The 19,854-nt window shown below is 56.1% G+C and carries 18 protein-coding genes and 1 tRNA gene; 8 read left to right on the top strand and 11 right to left on the bottom strand.

Annotated elements, in window-relative coordinates:
• Positions 1–259 precede the first annotated feature (259 nt).
• A tRNA-Ser gene (locus MK208_RS17795) sits at positions 260–349 on the bottom strand.
• A 158-nt stretch (positions 350–507) separates the two neighbouring features.
• Entirely contained in the window at positions 508–1,875 is a 1,368-nt protein-coding gene (locus MK208_RS17790; protein ID WP_294118821.1) for a class II 3-deoxy-7-phosphoheptulonate synthase, read from the bottom strand.
• A gap of 162 nt (positions 1,876–2,037) precedes the next feature.
• Here MK208_RS17790 and MK208_RS17785 point away from each other — a divergent pair, with 162 nt between their 5' ends.
• Positions 2,038–3,039 (top strand): GlxA family transcriptional regulator, encoded by a 1,002-nt coding sequence (locus MK208_RS17785; protein WP_294118820.1) that lies wholly within the window; start codon positions 2,038–2,040, stop codon positions 3,037–3,039.
• A 1-nt stretch (position 3,040) separates the two neighbouring features.
• Here the strand turns inward: MK208_RS17785 and MK208_RS17780 are convergent, their stop codons facing one another.
• Together MK208_RS17780 and MK208_RS17775 are read right to left on the bottom strand one after the other, a co-directional pair.
• Positions 3,041–3,460, bottom strand: a complete 420-nt coding sequence (locus tag MK208_RS17780; RefSeq protein WP_294118818.1) for a hypothetical protein — start codon at positions 3,458–3,460, stop codon at positions 3,041–3,043.
• Between the two features lie 42 nt (positions 3,461–3,502).
• A complete protein-coding gene (locus tag MK208_RS17775; RefSeq protein WP_294118825.1) occupies positions 3,503–4,612 on the bottom strand; it encodes a PQQ-dependent sugar dehydrogenase in 1,110 nt (369 codons plus the stop codon).
• Positions 4,613–4,770: 158 nt separating this feature from the next.
• On the opposite strand from MK208_RS17775, the gene MK208_RS17770 reads away from it, so the two are divergent.
• From MK208_RS17770 to MK208_RS17750, 5 genes are all read left to right on the top strand, one after another.
• Positions 4,771–5,958 carry an ABC transporter substrate-binding protein gene (locus MK208_RS17770; RefSeq protein ID WP_294118816.1) on the top strand — a complete coding sequence of 396 codons (1,188 nt, stop codon included), beginning with the start codon at positions 4,771–4,773 and terminating at the stop codon, positions 5,956–5,958.
• A 94-nt stretch (positions 5,959–6,052) separates the two neighbouring features.
• Positions 6,053–6,835 carry an ABC transporter ATP-binding protein gene (locus tag MK208_RS17765; RefSeq protein WP_294118814.1) on the top strand — a complete coding sequence of 261 codons (783 nt, stop codon included), beginning with the start codon at positions 6,053–6,055 and terminating at the stop codon, positions 6,833–6,835.
• Between the two features lie 96 nt (positions 6,836–6,931).
• Positions 6,932–7,759 (top strand): ABC transporter ATP-binding protein, encoded by an 828-nt coding sequence (locus tag MK208_RS17760; RefSeq protein ID WP_294118813.1) that lies wholly within the window; start codon positions 6,932–6,934, stop codon positions 7,757–7,759.
• A 5-nt stretch (positions 7,760–7,764) separates the two neighbouring features.
• Positions 7,765–8,775 (top strand): branched-chain amino acid ABC transporter permease, encoded by a 1,011-nt coding sequence (locus MK208_RS17755; protein ID WP_294118812.1) that lies wholly within the window; start codon positions 7,765–7,767, stop codon positions 8,773–8,775.
• Positions 8,772–10,205, top strand: coding sequence for a branched-chain amino acid ABC transporter permease (locus MK208_RS17750; RefSeq protein WP_294118811.1), 1,434 nt, complete (start codon positions 8,772–8,774; stop codon positions 10,203–10,205). Before MK208_RS17755 ends, MK208_RS17750 begins: the two co-directional genes overlap by 4 nt.
• Before the next feature lie 69 nt (positions 10,206–10,274).
• On the opposite strand, the gene MK208_RS17745 is transcribed toward MK208_RS17750, so the two are convergent.
• Entirely contained in the window at positions 10,275–11,822 is a 1,548-nt protein-coding gene (locus tag MK208_RS17745) for a helicase HerA-like domain-containing protein (protein ID WP_294118810.1), read from the bottom strand.
• A gap of 530 nt (positions 11,823–12,352) precedes the next feature.
• Here MK208_RS17745 and MK208_RS17740 point away from each other — a divergent pair.
• A complete protein-coding gene (locus MK208_RS17740; RefSeq protein WP_294118809.1) occupies positions 12,353–12,913 on the top strand; it encodes an invasion associated locus B family protein in 561 nt (186 codons plus the stop codon).
• 58 nt (positions 12,914–12,971) lie between these two features.
• Here MK208_RS17740 and MK208_RS17735 read toward each other — a convergent pair whose 3' ends face one another.
• Genes MK208_RS17735 through MK208_RS17720 form a run of 4 tightly spaced genes read right to left on the bottom strand, consistent with a single transcriptional unit; the run spans position 12,972 to position 17,254 of the window.
• Positions 12,972–14,180 carry a beta-ketoacyl-[acyl-carrier-protein] synthase family protein gene (locus MK208_RS17735; RefSeq protein ID WP_294118808.1) on the bottom strand — a complete coding sequence of 403 codons (1,209 nt, stop codon included), beginning with the start codon at positions 14,178–14,180 and terminating at the stop codon, positions 12,972–12,974.
• A gap of 33 nt (positions 14,181–14,213) precedes the next feature.
• Positions 14,214–14,477: an acyl carrier protein gene (locus MK208_RS17730; protein ID WP_294118807.1), complete on the bottom strand. Its 264-nt coding sequence runs from the start codon at positions 14,475–14,477 to the stop codon at positions 14,214–14,216.
• Positions 14,478–14,522: 45 nt separating this feature from the next.
• Positions 14,523–15,614 carry a UDP-3-O-(3-hydroxymyristoyl)glucosamine N-acyltransferase gene (gene lpxD / locus MK208_RS17725; RefSeq protein ID WP_294118805.1) on the bottom strand — a complete coding sequence of 364 codons (1,092 nt, stop codon included), beginning with the start codon at positions 15,612–15,614 and terminating at the stop codon, positions 14,523–14,525.
• Between the two features lie 32 nt (positions 15,615–15,646).
• Positions 15,647–17,254, bottom strand: a complete 1,608-nt coding sequence (locus MK208_RS17720) for a L,D-transpeptidase family protein (RefSeq protein WP_294118803.1) — start codon at positions 17,252–17,254, stop codon at positions 15,647–15,649.
• A gap of 325 nt (positions 17,255–17,579) precedes the next feature.
• Here MK208_RS17720 and MK208_RS17715 point away from each other — a divergent pair, with 325 nt between their 5' ends.
• Positions 17,580–18,155: a DUF882 domain-containing protein gene (locus MK208_RS17715; RefSeq protein ID WP_294118802.1), complete on the top strand. Its 576-nt coding sequence runs from the start codon at positions 17,580–17,582 to the stop codon at positions 18,153–18,155.
• Between the two features lie 80 nt (positions 18,156–18,235).
• Here MK208_RS17715 and MK208_RS17710 read toward each other — a convergent pair whose 3' ends face one another.
• Positions 18,236–19,183 carry an ABC transporter ATP-binding protein gene (locus MK208_RS17710; protein ID WP_294118801.1) on the bottom strand — a complete coding sequence of 316 codons (948 nt, stop codon included), beginning with the start codon at positions 19,181–19,183 and terminating at the stop codon, positions 18,236–18,238.
• Between the two features lie 71 nt (positions 19,184–19,254).
• Entirely contained in the window at positions 19,255–19,644 is a 390-nt protein-coding gene (locus tag MK208_RS17705) for a hypothetical protein (RefSeq protein ID WP_294118799.1), read from the bottom strand.
• Positions 19,645–19,854: the final 210 nt, after the last annotated feature.

Raw genomic sequence — 19,854 nt, 5'->3', positions numbered from 1 at the left:
GTGAATCCTCCGTTTTCTAAACATAGCGGCGGACCACTTCAGTGCGGGAGGATCATTCTCGCCAAGCGTCTGAAAAGACGACCAGTTTCAAATCCGTCTCGACTTGGGTGAAGGGCGGGTGGAAAGAGACGCGGGGCGTTCGGAGACCGATTTCGGTCAAATCGTTAGTCTCAGAAAGTCGGATGAATCAACTAAACCCCTTTGAACCAGAAAGAAAAGGCCCACGCGGGGGCCTCGTCTCGGGTTCGAAATTGGTTAATGGCGGAGAGACAGGGATTCGAACCCTGGAGACGGTTTCCCGCCTACACACTTTCCAGGCGTGCGCCTTCGACCACTCGGCCACCTCTCCGCATCAGAGCGTTGGTCAGTTGACCGCCTCTCTGTGGAGCGGTGTTTAGCTTCAACTGTTGGGGGGATGCAAGAGGCAAATTGCGGTTATTTTTGCTTTTCCCAACAAAAAAGGGCCACGCATTCGCGCGGCCCTTAATTACTTGCGGTTGAAGCGGTTTAGACCGCTGCGGCCGCTTTGGCTTGATCGCGGTCAGACAGCTCTTCTGCCACGAGGAACGCCAGCTCAAGCGATTGGCTCGCATTCAGACGAGGGTCACAGGCTGTGTGATAGCGTGCGGATAGATCTTCCTCGGTTACGGCTCGTACACCGCCAGTGCACTCTGTCACATCCTGACCGGTCATCTCGAAATGCACGCCGCCCGGAATGGTGCCCTCAGCTTTGTGAACTCCGAAGAACTCACGCACTTCGCATAGAACACTGTCAAACGGACGGGTTTTGTAGCCGGTTGCCGATTTGATGGTGTTGCCGTGCATTGGATCACAAGTCCAAAGCACATTGGCGCCCTCTTCCTGAACCGCTTTGACAAGGCGCGGCAGGTGATCCCCAACGCTGCCTGCGCCAAAGCGGGCAATCAATGTCAGACGACCTGCTTCGTTTTCCGGATTCAGCTTTTCCATCAACACTTTGAGGTCATCTGCGGTTGTGGTTGGACCACATTTCAAACCAATCGGGTTTTGAACGCCACGCGCAAATTCAACATGCGCCCCATCTGGCTGGCGAGTACGGTCGCCGATCCAGATCATGTGGCCAGACCCCGCGAGCCATTTACCAGAAGTCGAGTCCAGACGCGTCAGCGCTTCTTCATACTCCAGCAGCAGGGATTCATGGCTGGTGTAGAAGTCCACAGTCTGCAACGAGTGCAAACGATCAGAGGTCACGCCCGCCGCTTTCATGAAGTCCAACGTATCGCTGATCCGGTTGGCCATATCACGATACTTGGTGGCTTTCTCCCCCTCGGTGAACCCAAGAGTCCAGGAATGCACCTGATGCACATCCGCGTAACCACCAGTCGAGAACGCGCGCAGCAGGTTCAGCGTTGCGGCCGCTTGTGTATAGGCCTGCAACATCTTGTTTGGATTGGGAATTCGCGATTCAGGCGTGAAGTCCAACTCGTTGATGATGTCGCCGCGGTAACTAGGCAGCTCCACGCCATCCAAAGTTTCCGTTGGCGCAGAACGCGGCTTGGCAAATTGGCCGGCCATGCGACCGACTTTCACCACCGGTACCTTGGCGCCATAGGTCAGCACCATCGCCATTTGCAACATCACTTTGAATGTATCGCGAATGCCGTCTGCGCTGAACTGTTCAAAGCTCTCCGCACAGTCACCGCCCTGCAACAAAAAGGCCTCGCCGCGAGAAGCGGCACCAAGCTGAGCTTTCAGGCGACGCGCTTCGCCGGCAAAGACCAATGGCGGATAGCTGGCGAGCTTGGCTTCTACAGCCTTCAGCTCTGCGTCATCCGTATACTCAGGCATCTGAATCCGGGGCTTCGCGCGCCAGTCAGATTTTTGCCAGTCAGCCATTGTCTTTACTCCAATTAGACAAGTTAATGAGGCCTTATACAAAAGCTCTTGTCCCGGCGCCATAGATGAAATATCCGGCCTTGACGCGTTTGGTGAATGTTTCGTTTAATCGGTCAACTCGCTGCAACTCAAGATGCGCACCCCCTCTTGGAAAAGGAAACGATGTCAATGACTTCGGCACTCGCTTCTGATCAAAACGACGCGAAATCGCGGCGCTTTGTTTTTGTGCTTTTGGATAAGTTCACATTGCTGTCCTTTGCGTCAGCAATTGACTGCCTACGCTTGGCCAATCGGCACATGGGACGTGATCACTATTCCTGGATATTGGTCGGCGAAGGTGGCGACACGATAAGCTGTTCAACAAACACAACTTTTAAGCTGGATGACGATCTTGCCGAACTGCGCCGCGATGACACAATTGTGTTGTGTGGCGGAACGGACATTCAGCAGGCGACCACTAAGAAACTGCTGAACTGGTTGCGCAGGGAAGCGCGCAAGGGCCCACCTGTGATTGGGCTGTGCACCGCATCTTTCTGCATGGCCAAAGCGGGGCTTCTGGATGGCAAACGCGCGACGATTCACTGGGAGAATCAGGATAGCTTCGCCGAAGAGTTTGACGAGGTGGAGCTGTCCAAATCCGTTTTCACCATCGACACAAACCGAATGACCACTGCAGGCGGCACATCCTCGATCGATCTGTTTTTGAAGCTGATCGCTCAAGATTTGGGCGAGGACGTTGCCAACTGGGTGGCCGATCAACAAATCTACAGTTCGATCCGCACCGACCAAGACACACAACGCCTCTCTGTGCCCACGCGGATCGGTGTGCGACATCCAAAATTGTCCATGGTTATTCAGATGATGGAAGCCAATATTGAAGAACCGATCAGCCCGTCTTTGCTTGCAAAGGAAGTGGGAATGTCGACTCGTCAATTGGAACGCTTGTTTCGTCGTTACCTAAACCGCTCGCCCAAGCGATATTATATGGAGCTGCGCCTGCAAAAGGCACGTAACCTCCTGATGCAAACCGATATGAGCGTGATCAATGTAGCGCTGGCCTGCGGGTTCGCATCCCCCAGCCACTTCTCCAAATGCTACCGCGCGCATTACGAAACCACGCCCTATAGAGAACGTGGCAGCCAAAGTTCGCGCCTGTCTATCTAAGTCAAAAACGCGAAATGAACTTGGAAAACGTGGTGGTGTGTTCCACGTGAATGACCTGCTGCTGCGCGCCTTGGGTGTGCATCACGAGGTAAAGGTAAAGATAGTCGCCTTCCTCGGTCCAATAGGCCAACATTTCCTGTCGAAAGCCGCTTTTGAGAGTCTCTGACTGGACTGTTGCTGAACCGACAAAAGGATCGGGAAAGGCTTCTGTAAGGGCCGAATTATACTCGGCTTTCTCCGCGTCACTCAAAACAACATCCGGCTGGATCATGTCAATGGCCTCGCCAATCTCCTTGTTCATGACCATTTCATTGAACAAAGCCAACGCCTGATTGAATTGAGTACGCAAGTTGGTCTGCGCCTGCACCGTTGCGTTTGTCGCCAGTATGAAAGCGACGGAAAGAAGGCTACTCTTGATCATTGTGTGTCCACAGAAGATTGAAACAAATAGATTTCTTTCAACCTAGCCGCCGGGCGTCATTCGGTAAAGTATCCCTTTGTCTTCAGACAAAAACCAAATAGCGTCATTTGGTCCTTCGCGCACATCCCGCACCCGCCGCGTACTGTCCCCGCGCAATTGCTCGACTTCTTTTGGTGAAGACCCGGCCAGCCGGCTGATGTAGTCGAACTTCAAACTTCCCACAAAAAAATGCCCTTTCCACTGCGGCCACAGTTTGCCTGAGTAAATCATCAATCCTGACGGTGCGATTGAGGGATCCCAGTAGAACTTCGGTTGTTTCATGCCCGCTTTCGCGGTGCCTTCGCCTATCTTGAACCCGGAGTAGTGCGTACCGTAAGAAATCACCGGCCAGCCATAGTTAGCGCCCTTTTCAAGAAGATTGAGCTCGTCCCCGCCCTTCGCGCCATGCTCCACGACCCAGAGGCGGCCTGACAAGTCCAGAGCCAATCCCTGCGGGTTGCGGTGCCCGTAGCTCCAGATTTCCTGTTGAGCGCCGGACGTATTCACGAATGGATTGCCACTGAGCACTTCGCCGTCCTGTGTGATCCGGATAACCGACCCTTCATGCTGCGCTAGGTTTTGAGCGGCAGGTCGATCCCCACGTTCTCCTATGGTCACAAATAGAGTTCGGTCTTTGGCCTGCACAATCCGGCTGCCAAAGTGTCGCCCACCAGAACTGCCCGGAGCCATTTCAAAGATTTGTATTTGTTCGGAAAGCCTTTTCCCGTCTTCAGACAGCTGCGCGCGCATCACCGATGTGCCGGACCCGCCTGTTTGTTTCTTGGCATAGGACAGAAAGATGGTCCGAGATTGCGCGAAATCCCGCGCCACGATGACGTCAAGTAAGCCACCCTGTCCCTGAACGTGAATCGCTGGAAGGCCTTTGACGGTACTTCGCTTGCCGCTAGCGGTAACATGCAAAAGCTTGCCGCGTTTCTCCGTGATCAGCAGCTCTCCATTAGGTAGAAATGCAAACGCCCAGGGCCCCTTTAGGCGCTCAACAACCGGGGTAACGACAGCGGAACCTTGGGACGTCTGCAAATCTGCAAACGCTATCGAAACCGGCAAAGAAGCAAATAGAAACAATACAATAAGTCTTAGGCGAGTGTGCATATCAAAGCCTCTTTGCATCAGAAAAATCACTAGACTTACCCTCTCACATCTCGCCCTGAATTGATGTTCAAAAATCAGTCATCGACCTCTTTTCTTTTGAAATCACCCCGCATAGGCTCACGTTCGGAACAAGAAAAAAACCAATAGGGAGTTTCCAAATGAAAAAGCTGCTTTTGGCATCCGCCGCTGGCGCACTGCTGGCTGGCGCGGCATCCGCAGAAGAAATCAAGCTGGGTGTGATCCTCGGCTTCACCGGCCCAATTGAATCGCTGACCCCTTCCATGGCGGACGGCGCTGAGCTGGCCATGAAAGAAGTCTCTGACAGCGGCAAGCTGCTCGGCGGTGCAACCGTGACCTCAGTGCGCGCTGACTCCACCTGTATCGATGCAGCGGCGGCCTCCGCCGCAGCAGAGCGCCTGATCACAGCGGAAGGCGTAAAAGGCATCATGGGCGCGGACTGCTCCGGTGTGACCGGCGCGATCCTGAACAACGTGGCCGTCGCCAACGGCGTTGTGATGGTGTCCCCATCCGCAACCTCCCCGGGTCTGAGCCACGCAAACAATGAAGACAATGGCCTTTTCTTCCGCACCGCGCCATCTGATGCCCGTCAGGGTGTTGTGATGACCGAAGTGTTGATGGAAGAAGGCATCAAAGAAGTTGCGGTGACCTACACCAACAACGACTACGGAAAAGGTCTGGCAGACAGCTTCCAGGCGGCGTTTGAAGCGGCTGGTGGCTCTGTAACCATCAACGCCGCACACGAAGACGGCAAAGCCGACTATTCCGCAGAAGTTGGCGCTCTGGCAGCCGCAGGCGGCGATCGCCTAGTTGTGGCTGGCTACGTGGACCAGGGCGGCTCGGGCATCGTGCGCGCGGCCATCGACTCTGGCGCGTTTGACACCTTCCACTTCCCTGATGGCATGATCTCCGACAAGCTGCAGGAAAACTTTGGTGACGAAATCGAAGGTTCCACTGGCCAGCACCCTGGCACCGACAGCCCAGGTGCGGCGAAGTTTGGTGAGATCGTTGGCGATGCATTCGACGCGACTTCCCCGTTCACCCCAGAATCTTATGACGCGGCAGCGCTGATCCTGCTGGCGATGCAGGCGGCAGGCTCTTCCGATCCAGCGGCTTACAAAGACAAAGTCATGGATGTGGCAAACGCTCCGGGCGAGCAGATCTTCCCAGGTGAACTGGCCAAAGCGCTGGAAATCATCGCGGGCGGCGGCGACGTGGACTACGTTGGTGCAACCGCGGTTGAGCTGATCGGCGCAGGTGAGTCGGCCGGCAACTACCGTCAGATCGTGATTGAAGGTGGCGAGATTGCCACTGCCAAGTACCGCTAATCATTTGATGATTTGAGATCCAAAACAGCCCGGCTTGTCCGGGCTGTTTTTCAATATATAAGGCGCGGCACGAACTGCGCATGGGGGAAGTGCTATGATCGTCGTTGAGGACGTTCACAAACATTTTGGGGGGTTTCGCGCTGTTGAAGGAGCGAACCTGAAGATCGAACCGGGATCTATCACCGGCCTCATCGGGCCAAACGGCGCCGGTAAAACCACTCTTTTCAATGTGATCGCCGGAGTTCTGCCACCAACATCCGGGCGGGTGACGATGGACGGTGAAGACATCACCGGCCTGCCGCCGCATGAGCTCTTCCACAAAGGGCTGCTGCGGACGTTCCAGATCGCGCATGAGTTCAGCTCGATGAGCTGTCGCGAGAACCTGATGATGGTTCCTGGTGCACAATCGGGTGAGACTCTTTGGAACACCTGGTTTGGACGCAAGCGGATTGCGGATGAGGAACGCGCATTGCGGGCGAAAGCCGACGAAGTGCTTGAATTCCTTACGGTTGAGCATCTGGCAGACCACAAAGCCGGTCAGATTTCCGGTGGTCAAAAGAAACTTCTCGAGCTGGGACGCACCATGATGGTGGATGCCAAAATCGTCTTTCTGGACGAGGTTGGCGCCGGGGTGAACCGCACCCTGCTGAACACCATTGGTGATGCGATTCAACGGCTTAACAAAGAGCGCGGCTACACATTTGTGGTGATTGAGCATGACATGGATTTCATTGGGCGTTTGTGTGACCCAGTGATTTGTATGGCCGAAGGCAAAGTGCTCGCAGAAGGCACTTTGGATGAGATCAAAGCCAACGAACAAGTGATCGAGGCCTACCTCGGCACCGGGCTCAAAAACAAGGAACAGCTGAACGCATAAGGGCCAAAAGGCACGTCGGTATTGCGTCGGTATCGCGTCTGTATCGCGGAGGTGCAAAAATCGATCCCAAAATGCGTTTTCAGCGGGGAGTGAGTGATGACGGGAAACCCGTATCAGAACGATCGCGGCAACAAGGACGCCACGATAGCCAACCCCAAAGGCGGAAGCGAAATGACGCCCGCCGTGGGGACCGGCAAAGAAATGAACACAACAGACGCCTTTCTGGTCGGCGACAGCATGACAGGCGGCTACGGCAAAGATGGGCCGGACATTTTGCATGACTGCACCATCGCCGTGAACCCGGGCGAGATTGCCGTGATTGTTGGCCCCAATGGCGCTGGCAAATCCACTGGCATGAAAGCCGTGTTTGGCATGTTGAACCTGCGCCAAGGCTCGGTGCGGCTGGATGGCGAAGACATTACCGCGCTGTCGCCACAGGCGCGCGTCGCCAAAGGCATGGGGTTTGTACCGCAGGTGAACAACATCTTCACCTCCATGACCGTGGAAGAGAACCTCGAAATGGGAGCCTTTATCCGCACCGATGATTTTTCGGACACGATGGAACAGGTCTATGGCCTCTTCCCCATCCTGAAGGAAAAGCGCAACCAGCCAGCCGGTGAACTTTCCGGTGGTCAGCGTCAACAGGTGGCCGTGGGCCGCGCGCTGATGACCCAGCCAAAGGTGCTGATGCTGGATGAGCCAACCGCAGGCGTGTCCCCCATCGTGATGGACGAACTGTTTGACCGGATTATTGAGGTCAGCCGCACCGGCATTCCAATTCTGATGGTCGAGCAAAACGCCCGTCAGGCGCTGGAAATTGCCGACAAGGGCTATGTGCTGGTTCAGGGGCGCAATGCCTATACCGGTACCGGCAAAGACCTGCTCGCGGATGAAGAAGTCCGCAAATCGTTCTTGGGGGGCTGAGGCACATGGACTTTCTCAACGCCCTTGTGGCGCTTTCTAACTTTGTCATCATCCCCGCGATTGCCTATGGCAGCCAGCTGGCGCTTGGCGCGCTGGGGGTTACACTGATCTACGGCATCTTGCGGTTCTCCAACTTTGCCCATGGCGATACCATGGCCTTTGGCGCGATGATTGGCGTTCTGGTCACCTGGTTCCTGCAGTCGATGGGCGTGAGCTTTGGTCCGCTGCCAACGGCTCTGCTGGCCCTGCCCTTTGCCATTTTGGGCACCATGGCACTGGTATTGATTACTGACCGCGTGGTCTATCGCTTCTATCGTGAGCAAAAAGCCAAGCCGGTGATCCTTGTAATCGTGTCGATGGGCGTGATGTTCATCATGAACGGTCTGGTGCGGTTTATCATTGGGCCAAACGATCAGAAGTTTGCCGACGGCGAGCGCTTCATCATTTCGGTGCGGGAATTCAAAGCCCTGACCGGCCTGAAAGAAGGTCTCGCAATCAAGACCACCCAAGGCATCACCGTTGTGGTGGCAATCATTGCCGTGGCCCTGCTGTTCTGGTTCCTGAACCGCACCCGCACCGGCAAGTCGATGCGCGCCTATTCCGACAACGAAGATTTGGCGCTGCTGTCGGGCATCAACCCGGAGCGCGTGGTGATGTACACGTGGCTGATTGTGGCTGCGCTCGCGACCACCGCCGGTGTACTTTACGGTCTGGATAAATCCTTCAAACCCTTTGTCTACTTCCAGCTGCTGTTGCCGATCTTTGCGTCGGCGATTGTTGGTGGTCTTGGCAGCCCGCTGGGCGCCATTGCCGGTGGGTTTGTGATTGCCTTCTCAGAAGTCACCATCACTTACGCCTGGAAAAAAGTGCTGAAATACATGCTGCCGGAGAGCCTGGAACCTTCCAGCCTCGTGCAGCTTTTGAGCACAGACTACAAATTTGCCGTCAGCTTCGTGATCCTAATTGTGGTCCTGCTGTTTAAGCCGACCGGTCTGTTCAAGGGGAAATCGGTATGATCTGGGGTATTCTCGCATCTTTGGCGGTGCCAATTTTAGGGGTGTTCGCGGCAGGAAGTGTTGGGTTCGTCACAGCTATCGTGGAAGTGGCACTGGCTTGGACATATTGGCACGGCGCCCGCACCAAAAATGAGGCTCTGACCAACTTTGCACTATTCGGGATAGTCGCAGTGCTAATCTTGGCGACTGGTTTCTCTCAAAGTTGGAACGTGGCTGTGCTCATTCTCAACATGGGTTTGATCTCTGCCATCATGGCCTTGGGTGTGAACCTGCAGTGGGGCTTTGCCGGGCTGTTTAACGTGGGTGTCATGGGCTTTGTTGCTCTGGGTGGTCTGGCCGTGGTGCTGACCTCTGCGGCGCCTGTTGAAGGGGCGTGGAGCGCGGGTGGATGGCGCATTGTGATTGCACTGCTGGCCGGAGCGGGCACGATTGTCGCCACGGTGATGGTGCGACAGCGCATGGCCGCAGGCCGCGCGCGTAACATTGCCACAATAGCCATTCTGGTTGTGGGCTTCTTCCTGTATCGCGGTATCTTTGATCCCGGTGTGGCCGCTGTCGAAGCCATCAATCCGGCGCTGCAAGGTAACCTGGGTGGCCTGAACCTGCCGGTGCTTCTGGCCTGGCCTATGGGGGGCCTGTTGGCCGCTGGCGTGGCCTGGTTGATTGGTAAGACAGCGCTGGGTCTGCGCTCGGATTATCTGGCGATTGCGACCCTGGGTATTGCCGAGATCATCATTGCGGTGATGAAAAACGAAGACTGGCTGGCGCGCGGCGTGAAAAACGTTGTGGGTCTGGACCGTCCAGTGCCGTATGAGATCGACCTGCAGAACTCGTCTACGTTCATCAACCGGGCCGAAGGACTTGGCATGGATGTGGCGACAGCCTCGTCGCTTTTTGTGAAGCTCAACTACTCGATCCTGTTTGCGGTGGTTCTGGCGATCATCTTTGTGATGGCACAGCTTGCGTTGAAGAGCCCCTGGGGCCGGATGATGCGTGCGATCCGCGACAATGAAGTGGCGGCTGAGGCCATGGGAAAAGACGTGACCAACCGTCACTTGCAGATCTTTGTGATTGGCTCCGCGGTGTGTGGCATTGCCGGTGCGATGATGACCACGCTGGACGGGCAGCTGACGCCGGGCACCTATAACCCGCTGCGCTATACCTTCCTGATCTGGGTGATGGTGATTGTTGGTGGCTCTGGCAACAACCTTGGCGCTGTGCTGGGCGGGTTCCTGATCTGGTTCCTTTGGGTTCAGGTAGAGCCGATGGGCCTGTGGCTGATGGAAGTGATCACCTCGGGCATGGCTGAGGACAGCGGTCTTAAGAAACACCTGATCGACAGTGCGGCGCATATGCGGCTGTTGACCATGGGGGTGATCCTGCTGCTGGTACTGAGGTTCAGTCCACGAGGATTGATCCCGGAGAAGTAAAAAGAAAGGCGCCCCAGTGGGGCGCCTTTTACTTTCGGCGAAAGTATTTTTGCAGAGAGAAGATTGGGCTTAGCGTCCTTTGAACAGACCGCCCAGCACGCCACGCACGATGCGGCGGCCCGTGGTGCCAGAGAGTTCTTTCATCACCATTTTGGTCATCGCCTCACCAAAGGTGTCATCCGCACGCACCCGCAGTGTTCTGGCAGAAGAACGGCGCACGCGGGAGCCGGAATAGCGCCGCGCAGCGGTGAATTCACGCTCCATGGGCGCCATATCTTCTTCGCGGGCTTCCAGTTGTTCGGCTTCTTGCGCGGCCGCTTTGGCGCGGGCGGTTAGGATTTCATAGGCAGACCGGCGGTCAACCGGCGTGTCGTACTTCCCAGCCAGCGAAGAGTTGGCAAGCACCGCTTTTCGGTCGGCAGGTGACAGCGGGCCAAGCTGTGACGACGGCGGGCGGATCAGGGTGCGCTCGACAATGCCCGGAACGCCCTTCTTCATCAACATCGAGGTGACCGCTTCCCCGACCCCGACTTCGCGGATCGCCTCTTCGGTCACAAAACGTGGATTAGGACGATAGGTCTCTGCCGCCAGGCGCAGGGCTTTTTTGTCGCGTGCCGTGAAGGCGCGCAGAGCGTGTTGGACGCGGTTGCCCAATTGGCCGAGGATGTCTTCGGGGATGTCATCGGGGTTCTGTGTCACAAAGTAGACGCCGACGCCTTTGGAGCGGATCAGGCGGGCGACTTGCTCCACTTTGTCGATAAGCGCCTTGGGAGCGCCATCAAATAACAAATGTGCCTCGTCAAAGAAGAATACCAGTTTGGGTTTGTCCGGGTCGCCCACTTCTGGAAGGTTTTCGAACAACTCTGAGAGGAGCCATAGAAGAAAGGTGGCGTAGAGCCGTGGCGAGCCCATAAGCTTGTCGGCTGCCAGAATGTTGATGTAACCGCGCCCGTCTGGTGCGGTGCGCATCAAGTCGTCCAACTCGAGCGCAGGTTCCCCAAAGAGCTTGGCGGCACCCTCGTTTTCTAGCACCAACAGACGGCGCTGAATGGCGCCGATGGAGTTGACGGAGATGTTGCCATAGCGCAGCGCCAGCTCGGTACGGTTTTCCCCGACCCAAACCAGCAATGCCTGTAGGTCTTTAAGGTCTAAGAGCGGCATTCCTTGTTCATCTGCCAAGCGGAAAGCGATGTTGAGGATGCCTTCTTGCGCCTCGCTGAGCTCCATCAAGCGCGCCAACAACAAAGGCCCCATTTCGGCGACCGTTGTGCGCACCGGATGGCCGTGATCACCGAACAGGTCCCAGAAAGTGACCGGAAAAGCCTCATAGCCGTAGTCCGCAAATCCGATCTTTTCCGCGCGGGATGTGAAGGCGTCGTGTAGCTTGAAATCGGCGCTTCCGGCCGCAGCGAGACCGGATAGGTCCCCTTTCACATCCGACAGAAAGACCGGCACGCCCGCAGCGGCAAAACCTTCGGCGAGAATCTGAAGCGTCACGGTCTTACCGGTGCCCGTGGCCCCCGCAATCAGCCCGTGTCGGTTGGCATATTTTAACGTCAGACCCTGCTTTTCCGCATAGTCCGCGCCACCGCCGCCCAAAAAAATCTTACCGTCCATCAGTCGCTTACCCCTAAAGACCCTTATTTTTAACGCCCAAAAACGTGCGTCACATACATTGTTAACCTTTATATGGCAGTTTCGAAACTGTTCTGGAACAGCCCAAACGGGTTTGGAACGGAACTCCTCCCTGTTGAGACTGGCCGCACTTTATGTGCGGCCTTTTTTTTGAGCAAAATCAGCGCAGAAACTTCTGTTTTTGCTGTTGACCGGAGCCCGATTTCTTCGTAGCGTTTTGGCAATGAATAAGTCGGCCAGTCCGACGGGGAGTGAAAAATTTGGAAAAGGGCCTTTTCGTAAGGCCCTTTTCTTTTTAGAGCGTGCCTCTCGCTCCTATCTTTTTGCTCCGAGCGGAACTCGCAAAATTGCCAGCCGGTATCAGCAAATTTCTGCTAGGATGCGATGGGTTTTAGTCAACCAAATCCTGACAAAGCCACTTGGTCATGATAAGCGGGCAAAAAGACATCCAAAGGACTAAGACAGACATGCGAACCTTCCCTATCTTTGCGACAGCCGTTTCCTTGGGTTTGATGGCTGGCCCTGCTCTGACACAGGGGGTTCCTTCCCTGGCAGACGGGTCCTTGGCCATGGGGGAAGCGGTGAGTGAAGCGGCGCAGCCTGTCTCGCCCGCGCAGCTGGAAGAGAATGTGTCGTCTGAGATCATTGGAGACTGGGACCTGCAATGTGCAACCACTGGCCCGGAGCCTCACCCGTGCCGCATGTATCAACTTATGCGCGACGACACCGGCAACCCGGTGTCCGAAGTCACGCTGTTCTCTTTGCCCGTTGCCGAGGGCGAGGCGGTTGCTGGGGCAACCGTGATTGTGCCACTTGAAACCTTGTTGACTGCACAGCTGACCATGTCAGTGGACGGCAAAACCACGCGACGGTATCCGTTTGCCTTCTGCAACCAACTGGGCTGCATCGCGCGAATAGGTCTGAGCGCTGAAGACATTGCCAACTTCAAAAGTGGCAACAAGGCTGTGCTGAGCATAGTGCCTGCGCTGGCACCAACACAGTCGGTGAACGTGAACATGTCGCTGAAAGGGTTCACCAAAGCGTTTGAGAAAGCCGAAAACAACGGCCAGTAGTTTGACGTGAATTTCAGAAAGTGGGCCGCCTTCGAGGGCGGCCTTTTTGTTTGAAACGTCAGACCCTGCGCAGGGCCAACACGGCGTTGAGGCCGCCGAAGGCAAAGGCATTGGACAGGGCCACATCAATGGTGGCCTCGCGTGCCTCATTCGGCACCACATCCAAAGCACATTCCGGATCCGCCTCTTCATAGCCAATCGTGGGCGCGATCACACCGTCTCGCAGGGCCATAATGCAGGCTAGAAGCTCGACGGCCCCAGTGCCGCCAATCAAGTGCCCATGCATCGACTTTGTCGAGGAGATCAACAGCCGATCCGCATGAGGACCAAAAACATCCGCCACCGCGCTGCATTCAGTTTTGTCATTTGCCGCAGTGCCGGTGCCGTGGGCGTTGATGTAGCCCACCTCCTCACGGTTGACGCCCGCATCCTCTAGCGCACCGGCAATCGCGCGCGACGCGCCTTGGCGAGATGGCATCACAATGTCGGCCGCATCCGAGGTCATGGCAAAACCAATCACCTCTGCCAGAATGTCTGCGCCGCGGGCTTTGGCATGGTCCATCTCTTCAAACACAAACACACCGGCGCCCTCGCCCTGCACCATCCCGTTGCGGGTGGCGGAGAACGGGCGACAGGCATCCTTGGACATCACTCGCAGGCCTTCCCAGGCCTTGACGCCGCCAAAGCACAGCATGGACTCAGTGCCACCAGTGATCATCACCGGCGCCATGCCGGAGCGCACCATCTGAAAGGCCTGCGCCATCGCGTGGTTGGAACTGGCACAGGCAGAGGCCACAGTGAAACTTGGGCCCTTGAGATTGAACTCCATGCTGATGTGGCTTGCGGCGGCATTGTTCATCAGCTTGGGCACCACAAAAGGATGCACGCGGTTTTTGCCGTCCTCGTAAACTGTGCGGTAGTTCTCATCCAGCGTCTGCATACCACCGCCAGAATTGCCCATGACCACGCCGGATTTCGCTGACAGCGCTCCGGAAAATTCCAAACCCGATTGGTCCAGTGCTTCGCGGGCGGCGATCAACGCAAACTGAGTGAAGCGGTCATAGAGCGCCATTTGCTGACGGTTGAAGATTACATCGGAGGCAAAACCCCGGACCTGAGCGCCGATTTGAACTGCAAGCCGCTCCACATCACGCATCTCAAGCGGCCCAATACCACAATGCCCTTCGCGCATGGCCTCTAGGGTTTGAGACACGTTGTGACCCAGAGCGTTGATTGTGCCCGCCCCTGTGATAACGACCCGTTTCATAGTTCTTGCCCTATAAAATCAAAGAACTGCTGGCTACGCAGCCGGTGCCTCGGCGACCAGCTTTTCGATCCCTGCGATGATTGTCGCCACAGAGGAGATGTCAAATTCGCTGTTTTCCGGCTCATTGGCATTGAACGGGATCGAAATGTCGAATTCTTCCTCGATGGCAAAAATGCTCTCAACCAAACCAAGGCTGTCAATGCCCAGATCTTCCAAGGTGCTGTCCATGGTCACATCTGATGGTTCCAGCACGGCCTGCTCTGCCACAATTGCAATGACACGGTCTTTGACACTCATAGTCTCATCCTTTGATCGGCTTTGCCCGCAATTTAGCGCGAGGACTTACGTCTTTGAACCGAGTTTTGAAACGGTTTTTTGAAGATCGGCAAATTGCTTGGCCAAACGGGGCAGACGACGCAGGGCTTTGTACATTTCCAAATGGGTGTCCATCTTGACCGCGGGGTAGCCGAGAAGCACCTGACCGTTTGGCACTTTGCTGAGAATCTTGGTGGCGCCACCGCCAATGACATTGTCCCCAACCGTGGTGTTGTCCGTCACACCGACCTGGCCACCAAACACCACGTTGTTGCCAATGACCGTTGAGCCGGCAATACCAACCTGCGCTGCAAACAAGCAATCGTTGCCTACCACCACGTTGTGGGCGATGTGCACAAGGTTGTCGATTTTGCAGCCGTTGCCAATGCGTGTGTCACGGACGGTGCCATAGTCGATACATGTGTTGGCGCCGACTTCCACATCGTCGCCAATGGTCACAGCGCCAAGCGAGTGAATACGCGCCCAGGCCTGTTCAGTGACGTCGCCTTGATCGCCCAGCGAGGCGCGGGCTTTTTCCACACCGCTGGCCTCCGGGGTCACAAAAGACATGCCATCCGCCCCAATGCGCGCGCCTGGCTGGCACCAGAACCGGTCGCCAATGGTGACGCGCGCGCCAACGGAGACGTGGTCACGCAACATCCCATCGGAGCCAATGCGGCTGTCAGCGCCGATGTGGCAAAACGGGCCGATAACTGTGCCGGAATCGATTTGCGCGCGAGGCCCGATCACGGCATAGGGCGCGATGGTCACGCCCTCCCCAATGATCGCGGTATCATCAATCAATGCGGAGGTGTGGATGCCTTCGGGAAAATGTTGGCCCAAATCCATCATGCGGGACAGACCAGACATGGCATAGCGGCCGCGTTTGGCGGTGATTGCCGCCTCCAGCCCCATGCCCTGCCAATCCGCACCGTCCCAAAGCAATGCAACTCGTGCCTGCCCCTGGGACAGGCCATCAGCAAATTTGGGATTGGTCAGAAGCGCGATGTCATCAGGGCCGGCCGAAGCCGGCTCTGAGACACGTTCTACGATCAAGTCGGTGTTGCCATGCGCCTCCGCGTCAATTGCCGCAGCAATCTCTCGAACAGTAAACGCCATGCGCGGTCCTCCGAAATGACTTTGGAGGCGTTTTATCCCTGATGGGAGATCAGCGCCACCCCTTCGTTGGCCAACGCATTCCAGATCTTGGCATCCCGACCATAGACATCACGACGGTATTGCACCGGACCTTTGGCCTCGGTGTAGGCGGTGCGGTAGATGATGTGTACCGGCAGCGGCACATCCAGATCCACGCGGGTTTCACGGCCTGTTTTCAAAGTCTTCTGGAAAAAGTCCTTTGGCTGACTCTCTTGTGGTTCCAGCAGAGTATAGGCAAAGTCAAACGGCTGATGCAGGCGGATACAGCCGTGGCTGTAAGCGCGGGTTTCGCGCTGAAACAAAGCCTTTTGCGGCGTGTCGTGCAGGTAGATATTGTGCTTGTTCGGGAACATGAACTTTACAAGCCCCAACGCATTGCGGTTACCTGGCGCCTGCTTCATGTCAAACGGGAAGTTGCGTGTGGTGAACTGGGAAAAGTCTACAGAACCCCGATCCACCGTCTGACCACGGCCATTCACCAGACGCAGGTAGCTCACGGCGTTCGGGTTGCGCTTCAGCATCGGCAGATATTCTTTGGTGGCAATCGAGCGCGGCACGTTCCAGGTCGGATTGATCACCATGTGAGTCATGGTGTCCGAGAACTCCGGGCTGCGGCGATCGGATTGGTTTTTGCCAATCACGGAACGGGTGCGGAAGGTCATCTTGCCATCATCCATCACCTTAGCGGTGAAGTCGGTCAAGTTAACCAGGATCTCGCGCCCAACGCTTTCACGGGTCAACCAGCGTTCCCGTTCCATTGCGACCATGATCGACTTCAAACGCTCCTCAGCGGACACGTTGATCTCGGTGATGGTGCCCTTACCTGCGACACCGTCACTCTCCAGACCATGGGCGATCTGAAATGCCTGAACGGCCTTTTCCATATCGCGGTCATACTGCGCGGTTGCCGAGCGTTGCATGAAACCCATGCGCATCAAGCGGTCGCGCAGCGCAATTACGGAGTTTCCAGAATTGCCTGGCTCCAGCTTGGCAACCGGCACGGTTGCGCCCCAACCGCCATTGGCGATCAGACGCTGCAAGCGCAGCTTCTCTTTCATCAGGCGAGTATATTCTTGGGTCTGTGGCGCCAGAGACCGAAGGAAAGCTTTGGGGTCTTCGGCGGCGGCAAAGCTGTGCATCAACTCGGTGCGGTCGCGGCGCTGAATTTCGCGCACAATGCCGTTATCGACACGGGACGGCACCAGCATGCCGGAATTGATGTCACGGGCATATTTCAAATAGGCTTTGGTCAAAGCCACTTCGACCATGCCAAGGTCGCGCACGCTGCGCGCACCGGCCATTTGCGCCACCAGTTGATCAGTGTTGTACCGTTCTGCAGGAAGCGCGTGATCTTCAACACGCCCCAGGGCCGCAATCAGCGCCTTGCGGCGGGCCACAAAGGAATCACCCTCGCCTGTCCACACTGGTTCATAGGCTGATTCCCGATAAAACGCCGCCACATCCGCGTCTCTGGCGGCGGCTTCCGCCACGGCCTGCTTAAAAGCCGGAAAAGCTTGCGCGCCATTTGTGAGCACCAAAACCGCAAAAATCGCAGCGAGAAAAGAGCCGAGAATTCCGCGCGTTAGCATCCTGTGAACCATGTTACATTCCCAAAGTCATAAAGCTGTCCTGTAGGGTGCTTGACTATAGTCTCACCTGTCCAATCACAAGTTTGCAAACTGAATAAACCTTTATTCAACTGTTGCCGTGTTACCCAGTTTGTGTCGGGGCTAGATGAAGGCCAATTCTTCATCAATTAAGCAAAGTTTCGCCGAAATTCGGCACTACGCTTGGTCAAGGCAGAAAAGAACTCTTGGTTGAAGATTCCCTATGTGTCATAAAAACCGCACATCTGAGGGGATCAAGATGAAATCACGGCCGCGTAACATCGCGGTGGCAGGTAAGCGACGGGACAGGCGCTGAAACATGAATGAACCAAAAGACGGCTCTCTGAGCATGACACGGCGCGGCCTATTGGGCGCGTTTGCAGCAACCGCACTTGTGGCGGCCCCCACCTACTCTAAGGCAGCAGGCTTCCTGCGCGGTGGTGGCGATATTCGCCGATTGAAGATGTACTCCGGTCGGACCGGGGAGCGCATCGACACCATCTATTGGGTCGAAGGCAAGTACATCAAAGACGCGGTGAAAGAAATCAACGCATTTATGCGGGATTGGCGCACCAACGATGTGATCGGCATCGACACACGCACCATCGACATCATGGCCGCGGCGCACAACCTTATGGATGTGAATGAACCCTATATGTTACTGTCTGGTTACCGCAGCCCAAAAACCAACGCGATGCTGCGCTCCCGCTCTCGCGGTGTGGCTAAAAACTCCCTTCACATGAAGGGCCAAGCCGCAGACCTACGCCTCGGTTCGCGCTCTGTGCACCAAATGGCAAAAGCAGCTGCGGCGTGCCGCGCCGGTGGTGTTGGCCGCTACTCGGGCTCCAACTTCGTGCATATGGACTGTGGTCCTGTGCGTACGTGGGGTCGGTAACAGCCCTCAAAGCTGGTGGCTGTCCCACCACCAGCTCACCAAGGTTTCCCAAGGCGCCGCTTTCGGCGCCTTTTGTTTTGTCAGGCCTTCGCCGGCTTGGCGTTTCGCGCCGTCAAACCTTCGCCCACAATCAGATCAAATTTGACCCGTACTGAGCTGAGTTCTTTGTAAAAATTCAGCAACAACCGCCAAGGACCATTGATTTTCTCCAACGCTGAGATAGAGGCAACCACCGTGCCGATGTCGGCACGCCCCTCCATCATCAAAAAACCGCCGATCATCAGGATACCAACAAGGCCCATGCCGCTGAGAATATTCATCATGAACTTCATCGATAACTTCAGACGGAAGATACCGCGCCGGGTTTCATAGATTTCGTCAAAGTCATCCAACACCGCCTGTTGTGCGGCTATAACCTCGGCCAGGTTTTCTTCTGACAAAGTGCCTGTCGCATGGCGCAGCACAATGGTGCGCTCTTTGACCCGCTTGTTCACTCGCTCTTGCAACATGAGTACGATCAGCGCCTGCGGCACGACAATGGCCACGAGGAACCCGCCCAGATAGGGCTGTGTGGCAGCCACAAAGGACACCACCGAAACCAATGTGCCCAACTGCACCACCGGATTGGCCAAAGCCTGCCCGACAAATCGCCCCACCTCCTCGGCTTCGGCGGAGATGATGGTGGCTATGGTGCCTGTGGATTGTTTCTGGATCGCCAACTCCTGAGAGGTGTCATGCCGCGCTTCATAAACGGCGCTGCGGATGCGCCGGATGGTGGATTCGCCCAGAAGATTGCTGCGGTAGTTCAGTACAAACTTGAAGATGTTGGTCACCACAATGACCGCTAGATAGCCGCCACACATCCAGATCAAAGTGTTGACCTCAAGATCAGGGCCAAGGCTGTTTATGATGTCTTTTTGAAACTGGAGCGGCACGGCCGCCAAAGCGGCGACAACAAGGGAGAGCGCCACCAGAAGGATTTGCACCTTGCCAGTGGCGCGCAGAATACGGGCGTAGAAGCGGATCATTTTGATTTCCCGAAAGGGACCTGAGACCAGGCAATTTCGAAGAAAACTCAATCAGCTACATGGGGAATTGTCTAGCCTTCGTAGCGCCAGCCACCGCGCCGGTCCGCCAGTTCCCGCTCACCGGGCAGCAGCGTGCCCAGCTTGACCTGACCGGCCATGGATGCGGCAAGCGCTTGCTTGGGCGCGGTTTCAGTTTGCGCAGTGGGAGCAGCCGTTTCCGGCGCAACCTCAGGCGCTTGCGGCGCGGCGGGCGCCACATTATGCGCGGTCGCAGAGCTCCTGAGGGCATCGTCTTCCACGGGTTTCTTTCCGCCCAGTTGGACCACAACAAAAAAGGTCACGGCGGCAAGCGCTGCGGAGAGCAGCACGTTCCAGCCAAACCCCAAGATCGTAACCAGCAAAACCGCAAAAGCAGCCAGCAACGCGACTGTCGAACTTTTCTTCTTTGACTCTTGTGCCATGTCTGTTCCTGCCCGAACTGGCAAAACTATAGGGCTCCCCTGCTCCACCACCTAGAAAAACATAGGCTTTGCCTATTGGCCTTTGGTCGCAAAACATTGGAGACACAGACTTCCAGCTTTTAGATTGCCTGCATTTTATGCATTGCAAAGTCAATTTTCAGAGTCTCTCAACTTCTTCTCGCTAGTCGATATGGACCAACCAGTGGGAGC

The organism is Shimia sp., from assembly GCF_022448905.1.
GTDB lineage: Bacteria > Pseudomonadota > Alphaproteobacteria > Rhodobacterales > Rhodobacteraceae > Shimia.
Note: the sequence above shows the minus strand (reverse complement) of the source record. Positions and strands in the feature narration are given on the sequence as shown.

Coding starts and splice junctions, on each gene's coding strand:
- MK208_RS17790 (WP_294118821.1), bottom strand. CDS start 1,875: ATGGCTGACTGGCAAAAATCTGACTGGCGCGCGAAGCCCCGGATTCAG.
- MK208_RS17785 (WP_294118820.1), top strand. CDS start 2,038: ATGTCAATGACTTCGGCACTCGCTTCTGATCAAAACGACGCGAAATCG.
- MK208_RS17780 (WP_294118818.1), bottom strand. CDS start 3,460: ATGATCAAGAGTAGCCTTCTTTCCGTCGCTTTCATACTGGCGACAAAC.
- MK208_RS17775 (WP_294118825.1), bottom strand. CDS start 4,612: ATGCACACTCGCCTAAGACTTATTGTATTGTTTCTATTTGCTTCTTTG.
- MK208_RS17770 (WP_294118816.1), top strand. CDS start 4,771: ATGAAAAAGCTGCTTTTGGCATCCGCCGCTGGCGCACTGCTGGCTGGC.
- MK208_RS17765 (WP_294118814.1), top strand. CDS start 6,053: ATGATCGTCGTTGAGGACGTTCACAAACATTTTGGGGGGTTTCGCGCT.
- MK208_RS17760 (WP_294118813.1), top strand. CDS start 6,932: ATGACGGGAAACCCGTATCAGAACGATCGCGGCAACAAGGACGCCACG.
- MK208_RS17755 (WP_294118812.1), top strand. CDS start 7,765: ATGGACTTTCTCAACGCCCTTGTGGCGCTTTCTAACTTTGTCATCATC.
- MK208_RS17750 (WP_294118811.1), top strand. CDS start 8,772: ATGATCTGGGGTATTCTCGCATCTTTGGCGGTGCCAATTTTAGGGGTG.
- MK208_RS17745 (WP_294118810.1), bottom strand. CDS start 11,822: ATGGACGGTAAGATTTTTTTGGGCGGCGGTGGCGCGGACTATGCGGAA.
- MK208_RS17740 (WP_294118809.1), top strand. CDS start 12,353: ATGGCTGGCCCTGCTCTGACACAGGGGGTTCCTTCCCTGGCAGACGGG.
- MK208_RS17735 (WP_294118808.1), bottom strand. CDS start 14,180: ATGAAACGGGTCGTTATCACAGGGGCGGGCACAATCAACGCTCTGGGT.
- MK208_RS17730 (WP_294118807.1), bottom strand. CDS start 14,477: ATGAGTGTCAAAGACCGTGTCATTGCAATTGTGGCAGAGCAGGCCGTG.
- lpxD (WP_294118805.1), bottom strand. CDS start 15,614: ATGGCGTTTACTGTTCGAGAGATTGCTGCGGCAATTGACGCGGAGGCG.
- MK208_RS17720 (WP_294118803.1), bottom strand. CDS start 17,254: ATGGTTCACAGGATGCTAACGCGCGGAATTCTCGGCTCTTTTCTCGCT.
- MK208_RS17715 (WP_294118802.1), top strand. CDS start 17,580: ATGAATGAACCAAAAGACGGCTCTCTGAGCATGACACGGCGCGGCCTA.
- MK208_RS17710 (WP_294118801.1), bottom strand. CDS start 19,183: ATGATCCGCTTCTACGCCCGTATTCTGCGCGCCACTGGCAAGGTGCAA.
- MK208_RS17705 (WP_294118799.1), bottom strand. CDS start 19,644: ATGGCACAAGAGTCAAAGAAGAAAAGTTCGACAGTCGCGTTGCTGGCT.